General features: G+C 64.5%; 9 protein-coding genes and 3 pseudogenes. 3 read left to right on the plus strand and 9 right to left on the minus strand.

What is annotated here, in order from left to right; all coding sequences use genetic code 11:
- From DVDV_RS22825 to DVDV_RS23955, 3 genes and pseudogenes are all read left to right on the plus strand, one after another.
- A pseudogene (locus DVDV_RS22825) lies at positions 1 to 1,387 on the plus strand (hypothetical protein); the annotation flags it as partial.
- 408 nt (positions 1,388 to 1,795) lie between these two features.
- A pseudogene (locus DVDV_RS23950) lies at positions 1,796 to 4,263 on the plus strand (chemotaxis protein CheB); the annotation flags it as partial.
- Positions 4,243 to 7,914 carry a PAS domain S-box protein gene (locus DVDV_RS23955; protein ID WP_368482924.1) on the plus strand — a complete coding sequence of 1,224 codons (3,672 nt, stop codon included), beginning with the start codon at positions 4,243 to 4,245 and terminating at the stop codon, positions 7,912 to 7,914. The pseudogene DVDV_RS23950 and the gene DVDV_RS23955, both read left to right, overlap by 21 nt.
- A gap of 41 nt (positions 7,915 to 7,955) precedes the next feature.
- Here the strand turns inward: DVDV_RS23955 and DVDV_RS17950 are convergent, their stop codons facing one another.
- From DVDV_RS17950 to DVDV_RS17990, 9 genes and pseudogenes are all read right to left on the minus strand, one after another.
- Complete coding sequence (locus DVDV_RS17950) at positions 7,956 to 8,516, minus strand: tetratricopeptide repeat protein (RefSeq protein ID WP_075355988.1); 561 nt, start codon at positions 8,514 to 8,516, stop codon at positions 7,956 to 7,958.
- A 526-nt stretch (positions 8,517 to 9,042) separates the two neighbouring features.
- Complete coding sequence (locus DVDV_RS17955; RefSeq protein ID WP_075355989.1) at positions 9,043 to 10,362, minus strand: malic enzyme-like NAD(P)-binding protein; 1,320 nt, start codon at positions 10,360 to 10,362, stop codon at positions 9,043 to 9,045.
- 29 nt (positions 10,363 to 10,391) lie between these two features.
- On the minus strand, positions 10,392 to 11,867 hold the full coding sequence (gene gltA, locus DVDV_RS17960) for an NADPH-dependent glutamate synthase (protein ID WP_075355990.1): 1,476 nt from the start codon (positions 11,865 to 11,867) through the stop codon (positions 10,392 to 10,394).
- The gene (locus DVDV_RS17965) at positions 11,845 to 12,696 is read right to left on the minus strand and encodes a sulfide/dihydroorotate dehydrogenase-like FAD/NAD-binding protein (protein WP_075355991.1); all 852 of its coding nucleotides are present in this window, start codon (positions 12,694 to 12,696) and stop codon (positions 11,845 to 11,847) included. Before DVDV_RS17965 ends, gltA begins: the two co-directional genes overlap by 23 nt.
- A 32-nt stretch (positions 12,697 to 12,728) precedes the next feature.
- Entirely contained in the window at positions 12,729 to 13,271 is a 543-nt protein-coding gene (locus tag DVDV_RS17970) for a Fe-S-containing hydro-lyase (protein WP_075355992.1), read from the minus strand.
- A complete protein-coding gene (locus DVDV_RS17975) occupies positions 13,271 to 14,110 on the minus strand; it encodes a fumarate hydratase (RefSeq protein ID WP_075355993.1) in 840 nt (279 codons plus the stop codon). The genes DVDV_RS17970 and DVDV_RS17975 overlap by 1 nt, the downstream gene beginning before the upstream one ends.
- 1 nt (position 14,111) lies before the next feature.
- Positions 14,112 to 14,867: a fumarate reductase iron-sulfur subunit gene (locus tag DVDV_RS17980; RefSeq protein ID WP_075355994.1), complete on the minus strand. Its 756-nt coding sequence runs from the start codon at positions 14,865 to 14,867 to the stop codon at positions 14,112 to 14,114.
- Between the two features lie 153 nt (positions 14,868 to 15,020).
- Positions 15,021 to 16,850: a fumarate reductase flavoprotein subunit gene (locus DVDV_RS17985; protein WP_075355995.1), complete on the minus strand. Its 1,830-nt coding sequence runs from the start codon at positions 16,848 to 16,850 to the stop codon at positions 15,021 to 15,023.
- Positions 16,851 to 16,860: 10 nt separating this feature from the next.
- Positions 16,861 to 17,112: pseudogene (locus DVDV_RS17990) on the minus strand (succinate dehydrogenase/fumarate reductase cytochrome b subunit); the annotation flags it as partial.

Consider the following 17,112-nt stretch of genomic DNA (forward strand, 5'->3'; position numbering starts at 1 on the left):
GGGGCGGGCCATGGCCGCCATGCAGGAGGGTCTGGCTGTTCTGCCGCGCGAGTTGTCGGGATTGATGCAGCTTGTGCATCTCGACGGCATCTGGTGCCTGCGCCTGGGCGAGGCGGCCAACGAGGCTGCCCTGCACCCGGTGCTGGCGAGCGTGCAGGCCAGCTACCCCCAGGCAGCCCTGGTCCTTGGCCAGGTGGGCCGGGGCAGGGTGGCGGCCCGGGTGTCCAGCCGCCCGCCGGCCGAAGCGCCGGTCCCGCCGACGCCGGCCCCGGCCGCCGCTGTCGCATCAGGCGCCGCCCCGACCGGCACACCGACCGCTGCCCAGGTGGCCGCTGCTCCATCGGTTCTCGCCGAACCGGCTGTCGGTGAAGTCCAAGGTGCGGTTCCCTCTGTGGCCGAGGCCCGGCCCCTGCCGCAGATAACCCTGGCCTCCCACACCGGGCCTCTGGCCGGGCTGGCACTGCCGCCCCAGGCCATACCTGACGCCGCACCGGCCAAGGCTTCCGAGCGCCCGGAGGCGGCAACGGACACGGCGGCCGGGCTGGGTGCTGCGCCTGCGGGCGAATCCGGCCCGGCTGCAGGCGGTTTTTCGCCCTGGGCCGCCCTGGCTGCGGCTGCCGGCCTTTTCTTGGCGGCTTCCTGGCTGTGGCTGCGCCGTCGCGTCCGGCCCCGGGCCGCCGCTGCCACCGCCCGGACGGGCCTTGGCGGGCCCAAAACGCTTTTTGCCGTCCCCGGACTGGCCGAGGATGCCGAGTTGCGGCTGCAGGACAGTCTTGGCGAATTGGCCCTGGTGCAGGCCAATCTGTTAAACGTCTACTCGGACCGGCCCGTCAAAAGCATCTACGTCACGAGCTGCTACAACGGCGAAGGCAAGACCACCTGCGCCATCGCCCTGGCCCACGGCCTGTCCTGCAACAAGGCCCGGGTGCTCCTGATCGACGGTAATCCCCGGGCCGCCGCCCTGGCCGAGCGCTACCACACCGCGGCCTCGCCGGGACTGTGCGAGGGCTTGCAAGCGTCCACCGCCCCAGCCGACCTGCCCCGGGCCACCCGGTATCCCAACCTTTTCCTGCTGCCGTTCGGGGCCAGCCCCGGCAGCGGGCTGCCCGACCTGCTGGGGGGCAAGCGCCTGGAAGGGCTCTTGTCCCGGTATGCCGAACTGTTTGACTATATCATCATGGATGGCCATTCGGTCGGCGGGGCAGACACCAACGCAGTGGCCGGCATGTTCGACGGTGTGCTCATCGCGGTGCAAAGCGGCCGCACGAAATGGGAAGTGCTCAAGCAGGCCAGCCAGAGGATGACGCTTGTGGGCGCAACAATGCTTGGCGTGGCATTGAACAGACGCCGCTTCTCCGCTTCGTCATCGCTGTGCCAGTCCTCGTGACCCGGATGTAGTCGGCCGGCCCCGCGACCCGCATTGTCCGGGGCTGGCCGGTCGCACCGTCAGATTCATCCCATTGCCTGCCAACAAATCGGGTTGCCCGTTGTCGCGGGCATCTCTTTTATTCCTTTCCGGTCTGATTTTTCCCGTAGCCGTTGCCGCCGGACCTGTCCCATGGATGGGGCAGGACCCGGCCAGGGCCTCTTTTGCATCCCCTGCCCGGCGTCTGGACAACCGCCACGGGAGTCGGGGCAGGGATTCCCGAATTATGAAGCCGGGAGTTGCACCGGAGACGTGGCAATGCTAGATATGGATCTCACTTTCCCAACTGGGGAAAAGCATTTTTTTGCAGAGAGCCGGACCGCTTGTCGTGTGACGCCCGTCGTCCCTCGGCCCGCCAGGGAGTGCAGCATGGATGTGGACGGACCCGTGAAAGGGCCAAGTGAAGACGGCGGCGGGCTGGGCTTTCCGGTCGTCGGCGTCGGAGCCTCGGCCGGGGGATTGCCGGCGCTTGTTGCCCTTCTTGGCGGCTTGCCCCGGGACTTGAACGCCGCCCTGGTGGTGGTCACCCATCTGCCGGCCACGGGCAAAAGCCGGCTGGCCGAAGTGCTGGCCAGCGCCGGACCGTTGCCCATTGTCGAGCCGGGCGAGAACGTGCGCCCGCGTCCGGGGGTCGTATATGTCCTGCCGACGGGCTATGACATCGTCCTGCTGTCCGGGGTGCTGACCCTGACCCAGCGGGTTGATGAATATCCCCATTGCCCCATCAACCGGTTCCTCCGTCCCTGGCCGAGGACCAGGGGGCGTCAAGTGTGGCCGTCATCCTGTCCGGGGCCGGCAGCGACGGCGTGGCCGGCATCCGCGACATCCATGGGGCCGGCGGGCTGGTCGTGGTCCAGCAGCCGGATACGGCCATTCATGAGTCCATGCCTGCCAGCGCGGCCGAAACCGGTCTGGCCGATATGGTGCTGCCGGCGGCGGACATCGGCGCATATCTGGTCAAAATCCTGCCGGGCCTGAGCCGGGACGCGGCCGTGCGCTTTCCCGATGCGGCCACTCCCGGGGAAATCGCCGCCCTGGACAGCATCTATACGCTTTTACTCGAGCATACCGGCCACGATATGCGGGGCTACAAGCCAAGCACGGTGATGCGCCGGCTGCACAAGCACATGCTCCTGACCGGCGCGGCCAGTCTGGCCGAGTACGCCGCTAAACTGGCAGTCGATCCTGACGAACGCACCCGGCTTTTCGGCGACCTGCTGATCGGGGTGACGGCCTTTTTCCGTGATCCCGAGGCCTTTGCCCTGTTGGCCCAGCAGGCCATCCCGGCTGTCTTTGACAACCTTGGTCCGGGCGAGGTGATGCGGACCTGGGTGGCCTGCTGCGCCTCGGGGGAGGAGGCCTACAGCGTGGCCATGCTCCTGGCCGAGCATCTGCACGAGCGGGGCGAGGAGCGGGCCGTCAAGATTTTTGCCACCGACCTGGACGCCAAGGCCCTGGAAACGGCCAGGAAGGGCGTCTATCCCCGTCGGCTGGAAGCCAGTATCGGCCAGCAGCGGCTGGCAGCCTTTTGCCGGTGTACGGCCGACAGCTGCTCCATGACCCGGGTGCTGCGCGACAACATGGTCTTTGCCGTGCACAACCTGCTGCGCGATCCGCCCTTTCTCGGCATGGACCTGATCGTATGCCGCAATTTTCTCATTTATCTCAATCCCGACATCCAGGCCCGGGTGCTGTCGCTTTTTGCCCATGCCCTGCGTCCGGGCGGGTATCTGCTCCTGGGGCCGGCCGAGACCATTGGCGCGGCCCAGCCCTTTTTCGTCACGGTGGACAAGAAATGGCGGTTGTTTCGGCGAAAGGCCACAGCCGTCGGCACGTTTGATGCGCCGCCACGGTTTTTCACCCAGCCGGTCCCCGGGGGCAGCGCGGCTTTTGGAACGTCGAAGCTCTCGCAGCCTGATCCCGAGGGGCTGGCTGAAGCAGCGCTGCTGGCCCGCTATGCCCATCCTGCCGTGCTGGTCGATCTGGCCGGACGGGTGGTGCGGCTGGTGGGAGACGCCAACGCCTATCTGGAACTGGGTTCCGGCGCACCCAGCCTTTCCGCCCACAAACTGGTGCGCAAACCCCTGCGGCCCTGTCTGCGCGATGTCTTCGAAGCGGTTTTGGCCGATGGCCAGGAGCATGTCTGCGGTCCGGTCACGCTGCCGGATCAGCCGGGCGCGGGTGTTGTGCTGCGGGGGACGGCCCTGCCCGATGCCTGGGGCCATCCGGCTTTCATTCTCCTGGTTTTTGAGCCAATTGCCCCGGAGAAGACGGCCGGAATCCAGGTTGCCCTGCCCGGAGAAGCGGAAACGGCCCTGGTCATCCGCTACGAGGCCGAGGTTGAGCGCATGGGCGATCAGCTCAAGCGGTCCGTGGAACGCTACGAGACGCTCACCGAGGAGCTGCGCGCCTCCAATGAGGAACTCATCAGCACCAACGAGGAATTGCAGTCCTCCAACGAGGAAATGGACGCCTCGCGCGAGGAGCTGCAATCGCTAAACGAAGAGCTGACCTTTTTAAACACCGAGCTGCAGCACAAGATCGAGGAATTGGCCAAAGCCCGCAGCTTTGTGGAAAACCTGCTGGCCGCCACCAATATTGCCACCGTGGTGCTGGACGCCACCCTGGCCGTCGTGCGTTTCACCCCGGCGTCCACAGAACTTTTCCACCTGATCGCCAGCGACGCCGGGCGGCCGGTGGAGCAGGTCAAGACCACCTTCGATTCCGGGTGGCTTGGCCAGGATTGCCGGCGGGTGCTCGCTGGCGGGGGCATCGTCGAGCGCGAAATCTGCTGCGTTGACGGCCGCTGGTTCCTCATGCGGGCCTACCCGTTCCGTTCGCTGACGGGCGAGGTGGACGGGGTGGTGCTGACCTTTTCCGAGGTGACGGCGCTTAAAAAAGCCGAAGCCGTGCTGCGTCGGGGCAACGAAGAGCTTGAGGCCCTTGTGGCCCGTCGCACCGAGGAATTGCGGGAAAAGGCCCGGCTTCTCGATCTGGCCACGGTCATGGTGCGCGACCTGGACGGGCGCATCACCTACTGGAACACCGGGTCCGAGCGCCTGTTTGGCTGGAGCCGGGAGGAGGCCGTGGGGCGCGTTTCCTATGAGCTGCTCGGCACGGTGTTTCCCGAGCCTCTGGAAAACCTCATGGACCAGCTTTTGCGCCACGGCCACTGGTCCGGGGAGTTGCGAAAGACGGCCAAGAACGGGCGCACCGTGGATCTGGCCGTTTCCTGGGTGCTCAACCGCGACGCAGCCAGCCGGCCGGTGTCCGTCCTGGAGGTGGCCAACGACGTCACCGAGCGCAACCGCCTGGAGGAACAGGCCCGGCGCTGGAGCCGGGTGTTCGAGAGCGCCGAGTTCGGCCTGGCCCACGTCAGCGTGAAAGACAATACGTTTATCGAGGTCAACCAGGCCTTTGCCCGGCAACGGGGATACGAGCCCCGGGAACTGGCCGGCCGCTCCCTGCTCTCGCTTATCCCCGAGGAGGAGCGGACGCGGGTCGTGGCCGCCATCGCCGGCTTTGACGCCACCGGCCACGGCATGGTGGAAACGGTGCATACGCGCAAGGACGGCAGCCGGTTCCCGGTGCTCATCGAGGTGACGGTGCTGCGCGACAGCGCCGGCGTCCCGGTGACGCGCGTGGCCTACGCCCTGGATATCACCGAGCGCAAACAGGCTGAAGAGGCCCTGCGGGACATGGCCCGTTTCCCCGGGGAAAATCCCAATCCGGTGCTGCGTCTGGCCCCGGACCTCACCGTCATCTACACCAACCCGGCCAGCCTGGGGTTTCTGGAGGCGCTCGGCAGCGGTCCGGGCCGCCTTTTCCCGGAAAGCCTGCGCTCCATTGCCGCAAAGGCCCTGGCTACCAGAAGCAATATCCTGACCGAGGCCGTCGCCAACGAGCGAACCTATCAGATCACCATCCACCCGGTGCCCCATCGCGAGTATGCCAATGTCTACGGGCTCGACATCACCGAGCGCAAACGGGCCGAGACGGCCCTGGCCACCAGTGAGGCCCGCTACCATGGTCTGTTTGAGTCCATGGGCGAGGGTGTATGCCTGCTGGCCATGGTGTACGGCGCGAACGGCTACCCGGTCGATTACCAGCTTATTGACATCAACCCGGGCTATACGGCCATCCTCGGCGTCACCCGGGAACAGGCCGTGGGGGCCAGCGTCTGCCAGCTCTACGGCCTGTCCGAGCCTCCCAACCTGGATGTGTACGAACGCGTCGTGGCCACCGGGGTTCCCGAGTCCTTCGATGTCTTTTTTGCCCCCCTGCACAAGCATCTGCGCGTCTCGGCCGTGTATCTGGCCAAGGACCAGTTCGCGGTCATCTTCGAGGACGCAACCGAGCGCGTCGAGGCCGTCGCGGCACTCACCCGCAGCGAACAACGCCTGCGCCAGCTCGTGGATAGCGCCCCGGACGCCATCATCATCCAAAGCGGCGGCCGGTTCGTTTCCGTCAACCCGGCAGCGGTGCGCCTTTTTGGCGCGGATTCGGCTGAGACCCTGCTTGGCCGGGACATTGTCGCCCAAATGCACCCTGATTCGCGGGAAATCGTGCGGGAGCGCATCCGCGCCGTCAATGAGGGGCGCATGCCCCAGCCCGAAGCCGAGCTTGCCTACCTGCGCCTGGACGGCAGTGCCGTGCCGGTTGAGGCCGTGGCCGTCCCCTTCGAGTACCAGGGACAACCGGCCAGCCTGGTATTTGCCCGGGATATCACCGAGCGGATGCGGGCTGCCGAGGAAAAACACCGGCAAACCCTTCTGGGTGAAGGCGTGGCCCGGATTCATGGAGCCTACGTGGCCGGCCGGCCGGCGCAAGCCATTTTCAGCGTCGCCCTTGGCGAACTGCTGCGCCTGAGCGGCAGCCGCTACGGCATGGTGACCGAACTGCTGGAGGACGAGCGGGGCCGGCTCTCGCAGCACTGTCTGGCCGTGGCCGAGGCCTCCCGGGACGAGGCCGGTCGTTTCGTCCCGCCGGCCGAGACGGTCCAGCCCTGCATCTTTGAACCTGCCGCCGGCCTCAATGCCTCGGCCATGGCCTTGGGCGAGGCCATCATCGCCAACAGCCCGGACGCGGCCTCCGGTTCCCCGGATTCGCTGCCTGCGGGCCATTCCGGTCTGGACAATGTTGTGGGCTTGCCGCTCATGCATGGTCGGGAATGCGTCGGCTCCATCGGGCTGGCCAATCGCCCGGGCGGCTATGACCGGCCCCTCCTGGCCTTCCTGCGGCCCATGATTGAAGCCTGCGCCCAGATCATCGAACGGATGCGGGCCGACCGGCGGCTGGTTGCAGCCAAGAAGGCGGCCGAGGCGGCCAGCCTGTCCAAATCCGAATTCCTGGCCAACATGAGCCATGAAATCCGCACGCCGCTCAATGGCGTGCTCGGGATGCTCCAGCTCCTGGTCACCACCGACCTCGACCTGGAGCAGTCCGAGTATGTGGAAAACGCCGTCAAGTCGTCCAAACGCCTGACCCGCCTGCTCTCCGACATTCTCGACCTGTCCCTGGTGGAATCCGGCCGGCTGGCCATCCGGCAGGCTCCCTTTGCGCCCGCTGATCTGCGCGACTCGGTCATGGACCTGTTTGCCCTGCCTTCCCGGGAAAAGGGCATCAGTCTGGCCGTCAGCCTTGGTCCGGGGTTGCCGGAAAAGGTGGTGGCCGATGAGGTGCGCCTGCGCCAGATTCTCTTTAATCTCGTGGGGAACGCCGTGAAATTCACCGACGCCGGCGGGGTGAGCCTGGATATCAGCCTGGCGTCCACACACCATGACGCCGCCTTCCGGGCGCTTTTCACCGTGGCCGATTCCGGCATCGGCATCCCCGACGATCAGCTCGACGCCATTTTCGAGCCCTTCGGACAGGTGGAAGGCGTCTATGTGCGCCGCTTCGGCGGGGCCGGACTCGGCCTTTCCATCGTGCGGCGGCTGGTGCGGCTCATGGGCGGGGAAATCGCCGTGGAAAGCGTCGAGGGCCGCGGCACCACCATGTATGTCTCCCTGCCGCTGGCCCGGGTGGCCGACAGCTCCGCGGCCGACTGCCCGCCCCAGCCGGCCGGGCAGGGGGAGGTTTCGCGGCTGCGCCTGTTGTTGGCCGAGGACGATGCCGTGAGCCTCATGAGCTTTACCCGGATGCTGCAAAAAGCCGGGCACACCGTGGATGTGGTGGACAACGGGGCCAAGGCGATTGCCCGGTTGCGGGTGGCCGAGTACGATTGCATCCTCATGGACGTGCAGATGCCGGTGCTTGACGGCGTGGCCGCCACCAGGGCCATCCGGGCCGATGCATCTCTGGGGTCCAAGGCGGCAATTCCCATCATTGCCATGACCGCCTATGCCATGGCCGGAGACCGGGATAAATTCCTGGCTGCCGGCATGGACGATTATGTGAGCAAGCCTGTGGATGTCCGGGAGTTGGCCGAGGCCCTGGAGCGGGTCCTTGCCCGGCGGCGGGCGCAGCTGCCCACGGACCGGACATGACAAAGGCCCCGAAAGGGGCCTTTGTCATTGGGGCGGGGCGTTTATTGGCCCATCAGGGGCTTGTAGTGCACCGGGATCTTGATGGACGGATCAAGTTCCTTGGCCTTTTTAAAATCGGCCTTGGCCTCGTCAAGCTTGGTCATGGCGCCGTAGCTGAGCGCCCGATTCTTGTAGTAGACGGCCTGGGGTTTGCCAGCCTTGCTGTGCTCGATGGCCTTGGTCAGATCGGCAATGGCCTCGGCATGCTTGTTTTGCATGGCCAGGATGCGGGCGCGGTCGTAATAGGCGGCCGTGTAGTCGGGATTGAGTTCGATGGCCTTGCTGAGGTCGGCCAGGGCCTCGGTGGGCATCTTCTTGTTGGCATAGGCCGTGCCACGGTTGGTCAGGGCCAGGGGCACCAGCTCCTTGGGTGTGGCCGGGTTGTCGATGACCTTGGTCAAAAGGGCGATGCCGTCGTTCCAATGACGGTCATTAACGGCCTGCACGCCTTTGGCGTAATCGCCGCTTGTCGGATCGGCAGCGGCTTTTTTCTTGGCCAGGGCCGGCGTTGCGCAAAGGACCAGGGCTGCGGCGACGAGGACAATGATGTTGCGAAACGTCATGGCATTCCTCCCGGGAACAGTGTTGGGGATGTGGACGTATTCTATGTCGTTTCGATGTAGTTTTGGCAAGCAATGATTTGTTGTTTGCCAAAGACTTCTGTTACGAACAGTATTTAACATAGTAACGAGCCGGGTGTCGTCGTGGGAGTGTGTAGGCCAGGATTTGGTACTGATGCATATGGTTTGTGTTGGCATTGTTTATAGAATGCAATTATATGTATGTCCAAGTGTCTCCCGGCCACAGGATGTTGTCTCCCGAGGCCGTGGCGCGGGGAGCTCTCGGCTGACGGACCGGACCGACCGCCGGCTTCTTCCTTCCTGTACATCCGACCTGGCAACCCGCCGGCACCATCAACCGTATCCCGGGTTGGATTCCAATGAACTGCCACGCTCTTGCAAACTTCTCCCGTTGCAGGGGGCATGGGGACATCCTCGGCCGCCGGAGGCATCCTCCCGCCTTTATGTACGACAAAGCCCCGGAACGGCGAACCGTACCGGGGCTTTGACCGTTTGCCGCAGGATTGGGCTAGAAGTCGTATTCGTAGGAGGCCACGTATTCCTTGATGCGCTTGTGGGAGGCATCAATGCGCACGCGCAGGTCTTTCTTGTACTGTTCGAGGTCGAGGTTGATGGTGGCGACGCCGGTGTCCATGGCCGCCTTGGCCACGGCCGGGGCTTCCCATTCGAGCATACGGAAGTCGAGCGCCTTGGGGATGACGTAGTCGATGCCGAACTTCACGTCCTTTTCGCCGTACATGTCCATGACCTCGACCGGCACCGGTTCCTTGGCCAGGGCGGCCAGGGACCGGGCGGCGGCCATCTTCATCTGCTCGTTGATCCGCTTGGAGCCGACGTCAAGCGCGCCGCGGAAGATGAAGGGGAAGCCGGAGACGTTGTTGACCTGGTTGGGGAAATCCGAGCGGCCGGTGCCCATGATGGCGTCGGGGCGGGCTTCCTTGGCGTCGTTGTAGGGAATCTCGGGATCGGGGTTGGCCATGGCGAAGATGATGGGATTTTTGCCCATGCTTTTGACCATGTCCTTGCTGACCAGGCCCTTGGTGGACAGGCCCAGGAAGACGTCGGCGCCCTTGAAGGCTTCGGCCATGTTGGCGTAGGCCTTTTTCTGGGCAAACTGGGCCTTGGTGGGATGCAGGTCGGTGCGGCCGGCGTGGATATGGCCTTTGGAGTCGAACATGGCGATGTTGGCCTGATCGACGCCAAGGGTCACGTAGAACTTGGAGCAGGCGATGGCCGCAGCACCCGCCCCGGACACCACGATCTTGAGATCCTCGATCTTTTTGCCGGCGATCTCCACGGCGTTTAAGATGCCTGCGCCGGAGATGATGGCCGTGCCGTGCTGGTCGTCATGGAAGACCGGGATGTCCATCATTTCGATCAGGCGCTGTTCGATCTCGAAGCACTCGGGAGCCTTGATGTCTTCGAGGTTGATGGCTCCGAAGGTGGGCTCGAGGAGCTTCACCGTCTCGATGATCTTCTCGGGGTCCTTGGTGTTCAAGTTGATGTCGTAGACATCGATGTCGGCGAAGATCTTAAAGAGCACGCCCTTGCCTTCCATGACCGGCTTGCCGGCCAGAGCGCCGATGTTGCCGAGACCAAGGACGGCAGTGCCGTTGGAGACGACGGCCACCAGGTTTCTGCGGTTGGTGTATTTCCAGCCAAGTTCGGGATCGGCGGCAATGGCCAGGCAGGCATGGGCAACGCCCGGGGAATAGGCCAAGGACAGATCTTTCTGGTTGCGACAGGGCTTGATCGGCACGACTTCAAGTTTGCCCGTGCGCCACGTCGAATGATAGTTCAGAGCTTCTTCCTTGGTGAAAAGCGCCATGTGGATACCTCGCTTGGTTGGTTATGCGCTTACGCGCCGGCGGATTGCCCCGCCGTTTTTTCCGGTGGTTGGCCGGCCGCCGGTCCGAGCAGGCGGTCGGCAATGGCCTTGGCCGCCCGCCGTCCCGCGCCCATGGCCGAGATGACGGTGGCTGCGCCGGTGACGATGTCGCCGCCGGCAAAGACGTTTGGAATCGAGGTCTCGCCGGTGGCGGCATCGGCGACGATGTACCCCCGGCGGTAGGTTTCCAGGCCCGGCGTGGACTGGCTGATGAGCGGATTGGCTCCGGTGCCCACCGCCACGATGGCCATGTCGGCCTCAAGGGTGCAGGTGTCGCCCTGGCAGGCCACAGGCGAGCAGCGGCCCGATTCGTCGGGTTCGCCAAGCTCCATGCGTTGCAGCACGATGCGGGCCAGTCGACCGTTCTCATCCCCGATAAATTCCACCGGGGCATTGAGGCACAGGATGTCGAGCCCCTCTTCCTTGGCGTGGTGGAGCTCCTCCCGGCGGCACGGCATCTCATACTCGGTGCGACGGTAGGCCAGGGACACCTTGTCGGCCCCCAGGCGCATGGCGGTGCGGGCGGCGTCCATGGCCACGTTGCCGCCGCCGAAGACCACGACGTGCTTGGCCGGGAAGGTCGGGGTGTCGGTGGCCGGGAACTTGTAGGCCCGGCCCAGGTTGACCCGGGTCAGGTACTCGTTGGCCGAGAACACGCCGATCAGGTTTTCGCCGGGGACGCCGAGGAAGCGCGGCAGGCCGGCTCCGACGCCGATGAAGACGGCATTGTAGCCCGACTCCAGCAGTTCCGGCACGGTTATGGTCTTGCCGCCGACCCAGTTGGGCCGAAATTCCACACCCAGGGCCTTCATGGCCTCGATTTCCTGGCGCACCACGCCCTTGGGCAGGCGGAATTCCGGGATGCCGTAGACCAGGACGCCGCCGACTTCGTGCAGGGCCTCGAACACGGTGACCGGGATGCCTTTGGCGGCCAGATAGCCGGCACAGGTCAGGCTGGACGGCCCGGAGCCGATGCAGGCGACCTTGAGGTCGTCGCGGGCCATGGAGCAGGCCGGGCCGCCGGTCAGGGTTTCACAGGCGGTCTTGGCCAGATAGGTGTCGGCCACAAAGCGTTCCAGCCGGCCGATGGCCACGGGTTCGCCTTTCTTGCCGACGATGCAGGACCCCTCGCACTGGGTTTCCTGGGGACAGACCCGGCCGCACACGGCCGGCAGGGAGTTGGTCTGGCGCAGCACGGCATAGGCTTCGTCGAGATCATTTCCGACGATCTGTTTGATGAAACCGGGGATGTCGATCTCGACCGGGCAGCCTTTGCGGCAGGCCGGTTTTTTACATTGCAGGCAGCGCCCGGCTTCGATGCGGGCCATTTCCGCGGTGTAGCCCAGGGCCACTTCCTGGAAATTGCGCGCCCGGACCTTGGGGTCCTGCTCGGGCATGGCGGTGCGGGGGACCTTTGCCTTCTTACTTGGAGCATTTGCAGCCATGGCTCTTGAACTCCTCGTAGGAAAGACGTTCCTGATCCTTGAAAGCCGTCAGCCGGGCCGCGAGTTCGGTGAAATCCACGGCATGGCCGTCGAATTCCGGACCGTCCACGCAGGCAAACCGGGTCTGGCCGCCCACACTGACGCGACAGGCGCCGCACATCCCGATGCCGTCGACCATGATGGAGTTGAGGCTGACCGTGGTCTTGACGCCAAAGGGTTTGGTGGCCTCGGCCACGGCCCGCATCATGGGGACCGGGCCGATGGCCACCACTTCGGCCACGGTTTTATCGTTTGTCAGGCGTTCGACGAGCAGGTCCGTGACCAGGCCTTGCCGGCCGCAGCTGCCGTCGTTGGTGGCAATGAGCACCTCGGGGCAAAAGGAGCACAGTTCGTCGCGAAACAGCAGCAAATCCTCGCAGCGCGCGCCGATGATGGTCACCACATGGTTGCCGGCCAGATGATGGCCTTTGGCGATGTGGTGCATGGCCGCGATCCCGGTGCCGCCGCCCACGCAAATGACCGGTCCGTCCACTTTGTGGATTTCGGTCGCTTTGCCGAGCGGTCCGCACAGGTCCAGGATGTCGTCGCCGGCATCCAGGGTCTCCAGATGGGCGGTTGTCTTGCCCATGACCAGATAGACCAGGGTGATGGTCCCGGCGTCGGGGTCGGCGTCGGCAATCGTCAGGGGAATGCGTTCCCCGTCTTCCCAGACCCGAAGGATCACGAAGTTTCCGGGCTTGGCCTTGGCCGCAATATGCGGGGCCTCGATGACCAGTTCACTGGTCGCGCCCACAATGAGCTTACGCTTGCGCAGGATTCGGCTTGGCATCGATGCTCCACTACGCGCCAGCCTGGCGCGACTTAGCCGAGGTTCGGTTTCACGTACAGCTCCCCGCCGTGGCAATCATTGATCACCAGGAGCGGGAAGTCCTTGACCGTCAACTCCCGAATAGCCTCCGGACCAAGTTCTTCGTAGGCGATGACCTTGGCGTCGGTGATGCGCTGGGAGAGGAGCGCGCCTGCTCCCCCGGTAGCCCCCAGGTACACGGCCTTGTGCTCGGCCAGAGCCGCTTTGACCTCATCGCTGCGCTTGCCCTTGCCGATGGTTCCCTTGAGTCCCAGGGAATGCAGGCGCGGCGCATAGGTGTCCATGCGGTAGCTTGTGGTCGGACCGGCCGAACCGATCGGGCGTCCCGGAGGGGCGGGAGAAGGCCCGACATAGTAGATCAGTGCGCCTTTCAGGTCAAAGGGCAGCGCCTTTCCGGCGTCAAGGGTCTCTACGAGCCGTTTATGGGCGGCATCGCGGGCCGTATAGATGTTGCCGGTGATGTAGACCACGTCGCCGGACTTGAGCTGGGTGACGTCGGCGTCGGTCAAGGGCGTCGTCAAATGGTATTCGGCCATTAGAAGGTGACCTCCTTGTGGCGGGCGCTGTGGCACTGGATATTGACGGCCAGCGGCAGGCTGGCCAGATGGCACGGGGCCACGATGATCTTGACGGCGAGGCTGGTGGTTTTGCCGCCAAGGCCCATGGGGCCGATGCCCAGGGCATTGATGGCGGCCATCAGTTCGTCTTCGAGCTTGGCGATCTCGGGATCGCTGTGCCGGTCGTCGAGTTCCCGCATGAGCGCCTTTTTGGAATTGACGGCGGCCAGCTCGAAGTTGCCGCCGATGCCGATGCCGACGATGGTCGGCGGGCAGGGGTTGGGGCCGGCTTCGGCCACGCGGGTGACCACGAAGTCCTTGATGCCCTTCCAGCCCTGGGCCGGGGAGAGCATGGTGACCCGGGACATGTTCTCCGAACCGCCGCCCTTGGCCATCATGAGGATTTTCAGTTTGTCGCCGGGCACGATATCGAAGTGGATAATGGCCGGGGAGTTGTCGCCGGTATTTTTCCGGGTAAACGGATCGCAGGAGGATTTGCGGAGATAGCCGTCCTTGTAGCCGTCGACCATGCCGTCGTTTATGGCCTGGCGCAGGGTCGAGCCCTCGACCCGCACGTCTTCGCCGACTTCGACGAAAAAGACGCCCAGGCCGCAGTCCTGGCACAGCGGCAGTCCGGTATCCCGGGCCAGATCGGCGTTTTCGAGCAACTGCCGGAAGATTTCCTTGGCGGCCGGGGCCTCCTCGGCCGCGTGGGCCGCCTCGAAGGCGGCGCGCACATCGGCGGGAAGCTCCCGGTTGGCCGCGATGCACATGGCGGCCACGGCTTCGCGGATGTCCTTGGCTTGCACTGTCTTCATACTAGAAGTCCTTTTTGAGGAACTTGGGCAGGATGTTTTTGACGGCGGCCAGAGCCATCTTGCGGCGCAGCTTGCCAAGCTGTTCCTGAAGCGGAATCTCTTTGGGGCAAACGTCTTCGCAGGCTAAAAGTCCCATGCAGCCGAAGATGCCTTCGTCGGTGCCGACGAGGTCAAAGTATTCCTTTTCGGTACGCTGGTCGCGGGGGTCGAGGATGAACCGGGCCAGACGGTTTAAGGCCACGGCTCCGAGGAAGTCTTCGCGCATAAGGGCCGTGCCGCAGGCGGCCACGCAGCAGCCGCACTCGATGCAGCGGTCAAGCTCGTAGATCTGCTCGGCCAAGCCGTTGTCCATGCGCTCTTCCTGGGCCGTGGGGTCGAACTTCTTGTCGGTGTGCACCCAGGATTCGATCTTCTGGTACATGGTGCGAAACCAGACGCCGGTATCGACGGACAGGTCGCCCACGAGCTTGAAGACCGGCAGCGGCATGAGGGTGATCTCATCCGGCATTTCCTTGGTCTTGGTGTGGCAGGCCAGACCGGGACGGCCGTTAATGACCATGGCGCAGGCCCCGCAGATGCCGGCCCGGCAGCAAAAATCAAACATCAGCGTGGGGTCGATCTCTTCCCGGATGCGGTTGAGCGCGATAAAAAGGGTCATGCGCTCGGTTTCGTCCAGGGTGAATTTGTCCATATGCGGCGTGGAGGCCGGATCGGACGGATTGTACCGGAATATATTGAAAGTCAGCGTTCTGCCCATTTTCTTCTCCTTTTCGCTCGCAACGTCACAGTCGCGCCACTTTGCCCCTAACCCCCTTGCGGGGGGGCCGGGGGGATCATCCCCCCGGCGGAGAGGTCCAGGAGAGGCAGCGCCTCTCCTGGCCGCCGGAGGCTCTTTTCAACGATGCGAGTGCTACTTCGGTGCATCCATTGAAATAATCTTGCCGCCGCCGTAGCCGCGGTCTCCGGGGGGCATCTCGAAGGTGTGGGTGGCGGGCTCGTAGTTGAGTGTGGGCAGATCGGCCCCGTCGGCCCAGGTGGCCAGGGTGCGGGTCAGCCAGTCGCGGTCGTTGCGCTCGGGGAAGTCCTCGCGGGTGTGGGCGCCGCGCGATTCGGTGCGCTTGAGCGCCCCGTAGGCCACGCACAGAGCCAGTTTGACCATGCCTTCGATCTTAAGCGCCATGGTCAGCTCGGGGTTGGCTCCCTTGCCGTTGGAGCGGAGTCCGACCTTGCGGGCGCGGCCCAGGATCTCCTGGAGTTCGCCGACGCATTTTTCCAGGTCCTGGCCGTTTCTGAAGATGCCGGCTCCCTTCATGATGGAGTCGAACATGGCGTTTCGCACGGTGTAGGGGTTTTCACTGCCGTGTTTGCAGGCCACGAGATCGGCGATGCGCGAGGTCTGCTTGTTCATGGCGTCGCGCACGGCGGCGGTGGAGAAGGTTGTCTCGGTTCCTTTGAGGAACTCGACGATCTTGCCGCCGATGATCATGCCGGCAACGACGGTCTCGGCCAGGGAGTTGCCGCCTAAGCGGTTAAAGCCGTGCATGTCCCAGCAGGCGGATTCGCCGGCGGAAAAGAGGCCCTTTAAGCCGTAGGCCGCGCCGTCTTTATTGGTGCGCACGCCGCCCATGGAATAGTGCTGCGTCGGGCGCACCGGGATAAGCTGGTAGACCGGATCGACGCCGAGGAAGGACTGGCAGATCTCGTCGACCTCGCGCAGTTTGGTGCGGATGTGGGCTTCTCCCAGGTGGCGGATGTCCAGCCACAGGTGGTCGCCGTAGGGGGAGGGGACGCCAAGGCCCTTTCGCATGTGCTCGGTCATGCGGCGCGACACCACGTCGCGTGAGGCCAGTTCGGCCTTGTCCGGCTCGTAATCCGGCATGAAACGGTATTCGTTTTTATCAAGGAGCGTGCCGCCGTCGCCGCGACAGCCTTCGGTGACCAGGATGTCGGTGGGCACGATGCCGGTGGGGTGAAACTGCACGGCTTCCATGTTGCCCAGGGACACCACGCCGGTGTCCAGGGCGGCAATCAGGCCGCCGCCGTCGCAGATGACCGCGTTGGTGGACTCGCGGTAGATGCGGCCGAAGCCGCCGGTGGCGACCAGGGTGGCCCGGGCCAGATAGGCGGTCAGTTCGCCGGTTTTAAGGCACCGGGCAATGGCCCCCATGCAGACGTCGCCGTCGTGAATAAGGGCAATGGCCTCGACCTTGTCCACGACGTTGACGCCCATCTGGGCGGCGCGGTTGTCCAAGGTGTAAAGGACGCAGTGGCCGGTGCCGTCCGAGGTGTAGCAGGTGCGCCACTTGGCCGTGCCGCCGAAGTTGCGCGAGTGGATGAGCCCCTCGTTTTCGGGCTTTTCAAAGGCGGTGAAGGGTTTGCCACCCTTGTAATAGGTCTGTTCGCCGGGAACGACGCGGTTCCAGGGCACACCCCAGAAGGCCATCTGGCGCATGGCGATGGGGGCGGCGTCGACGAACAGGCGGGCCACTTCCTGGTCGCAGCCCCAGTCGGAGCCTTTGACCGTGTCGGCAAAGTGGACGTCCGGGGAGTCGCCTTCGCCCATGGCCGAGTTGCCAAGGGCCGCCTGCATCCCGCCCTGGGCGGCCGAGGAGTGGGAACGCCTGGCCGGCACGATGGACAGGCAGATGACGGAGAATCCATTATCGGCGGCCTCGATGGCCACGCGCTCGCCGGCCAGTCCTGCGCCGATGCACAAGAGATCGGTCTGTATGATTTTCATGGCAACACCCTTATTTGAGCGGCAGGAAGTAGTAACGCAGCAGTGACAAAAGGCCGATGCCAATGAAGATGGCGGTCAGCAGGTTTTCCTTTTTCTTGAGGGTCCAGCGGCCGGGCCGGTCGACAAAGCCCCATTTGACCAGGATGCGGTAGAAGCCGATGCCGACGTGGAGTTCGACCATGGGGAGCAGGAACAGGTAGAAGACGAACCAGAAGCCGGTCTGGATGCGGGCGGCGGATTTTTCAGCCGTAATGGGCAGGTT

The sequence above is a fragment of the Desulfovibrio sp. DV genome, assembly GCF_001936595.1.
Classification (GTDB): Bacteria; Desulfobacterota; Desulfovibrionia; order Desulfovibrionales; family Desulfovibrionaceae; genus Solidesulfovibrio.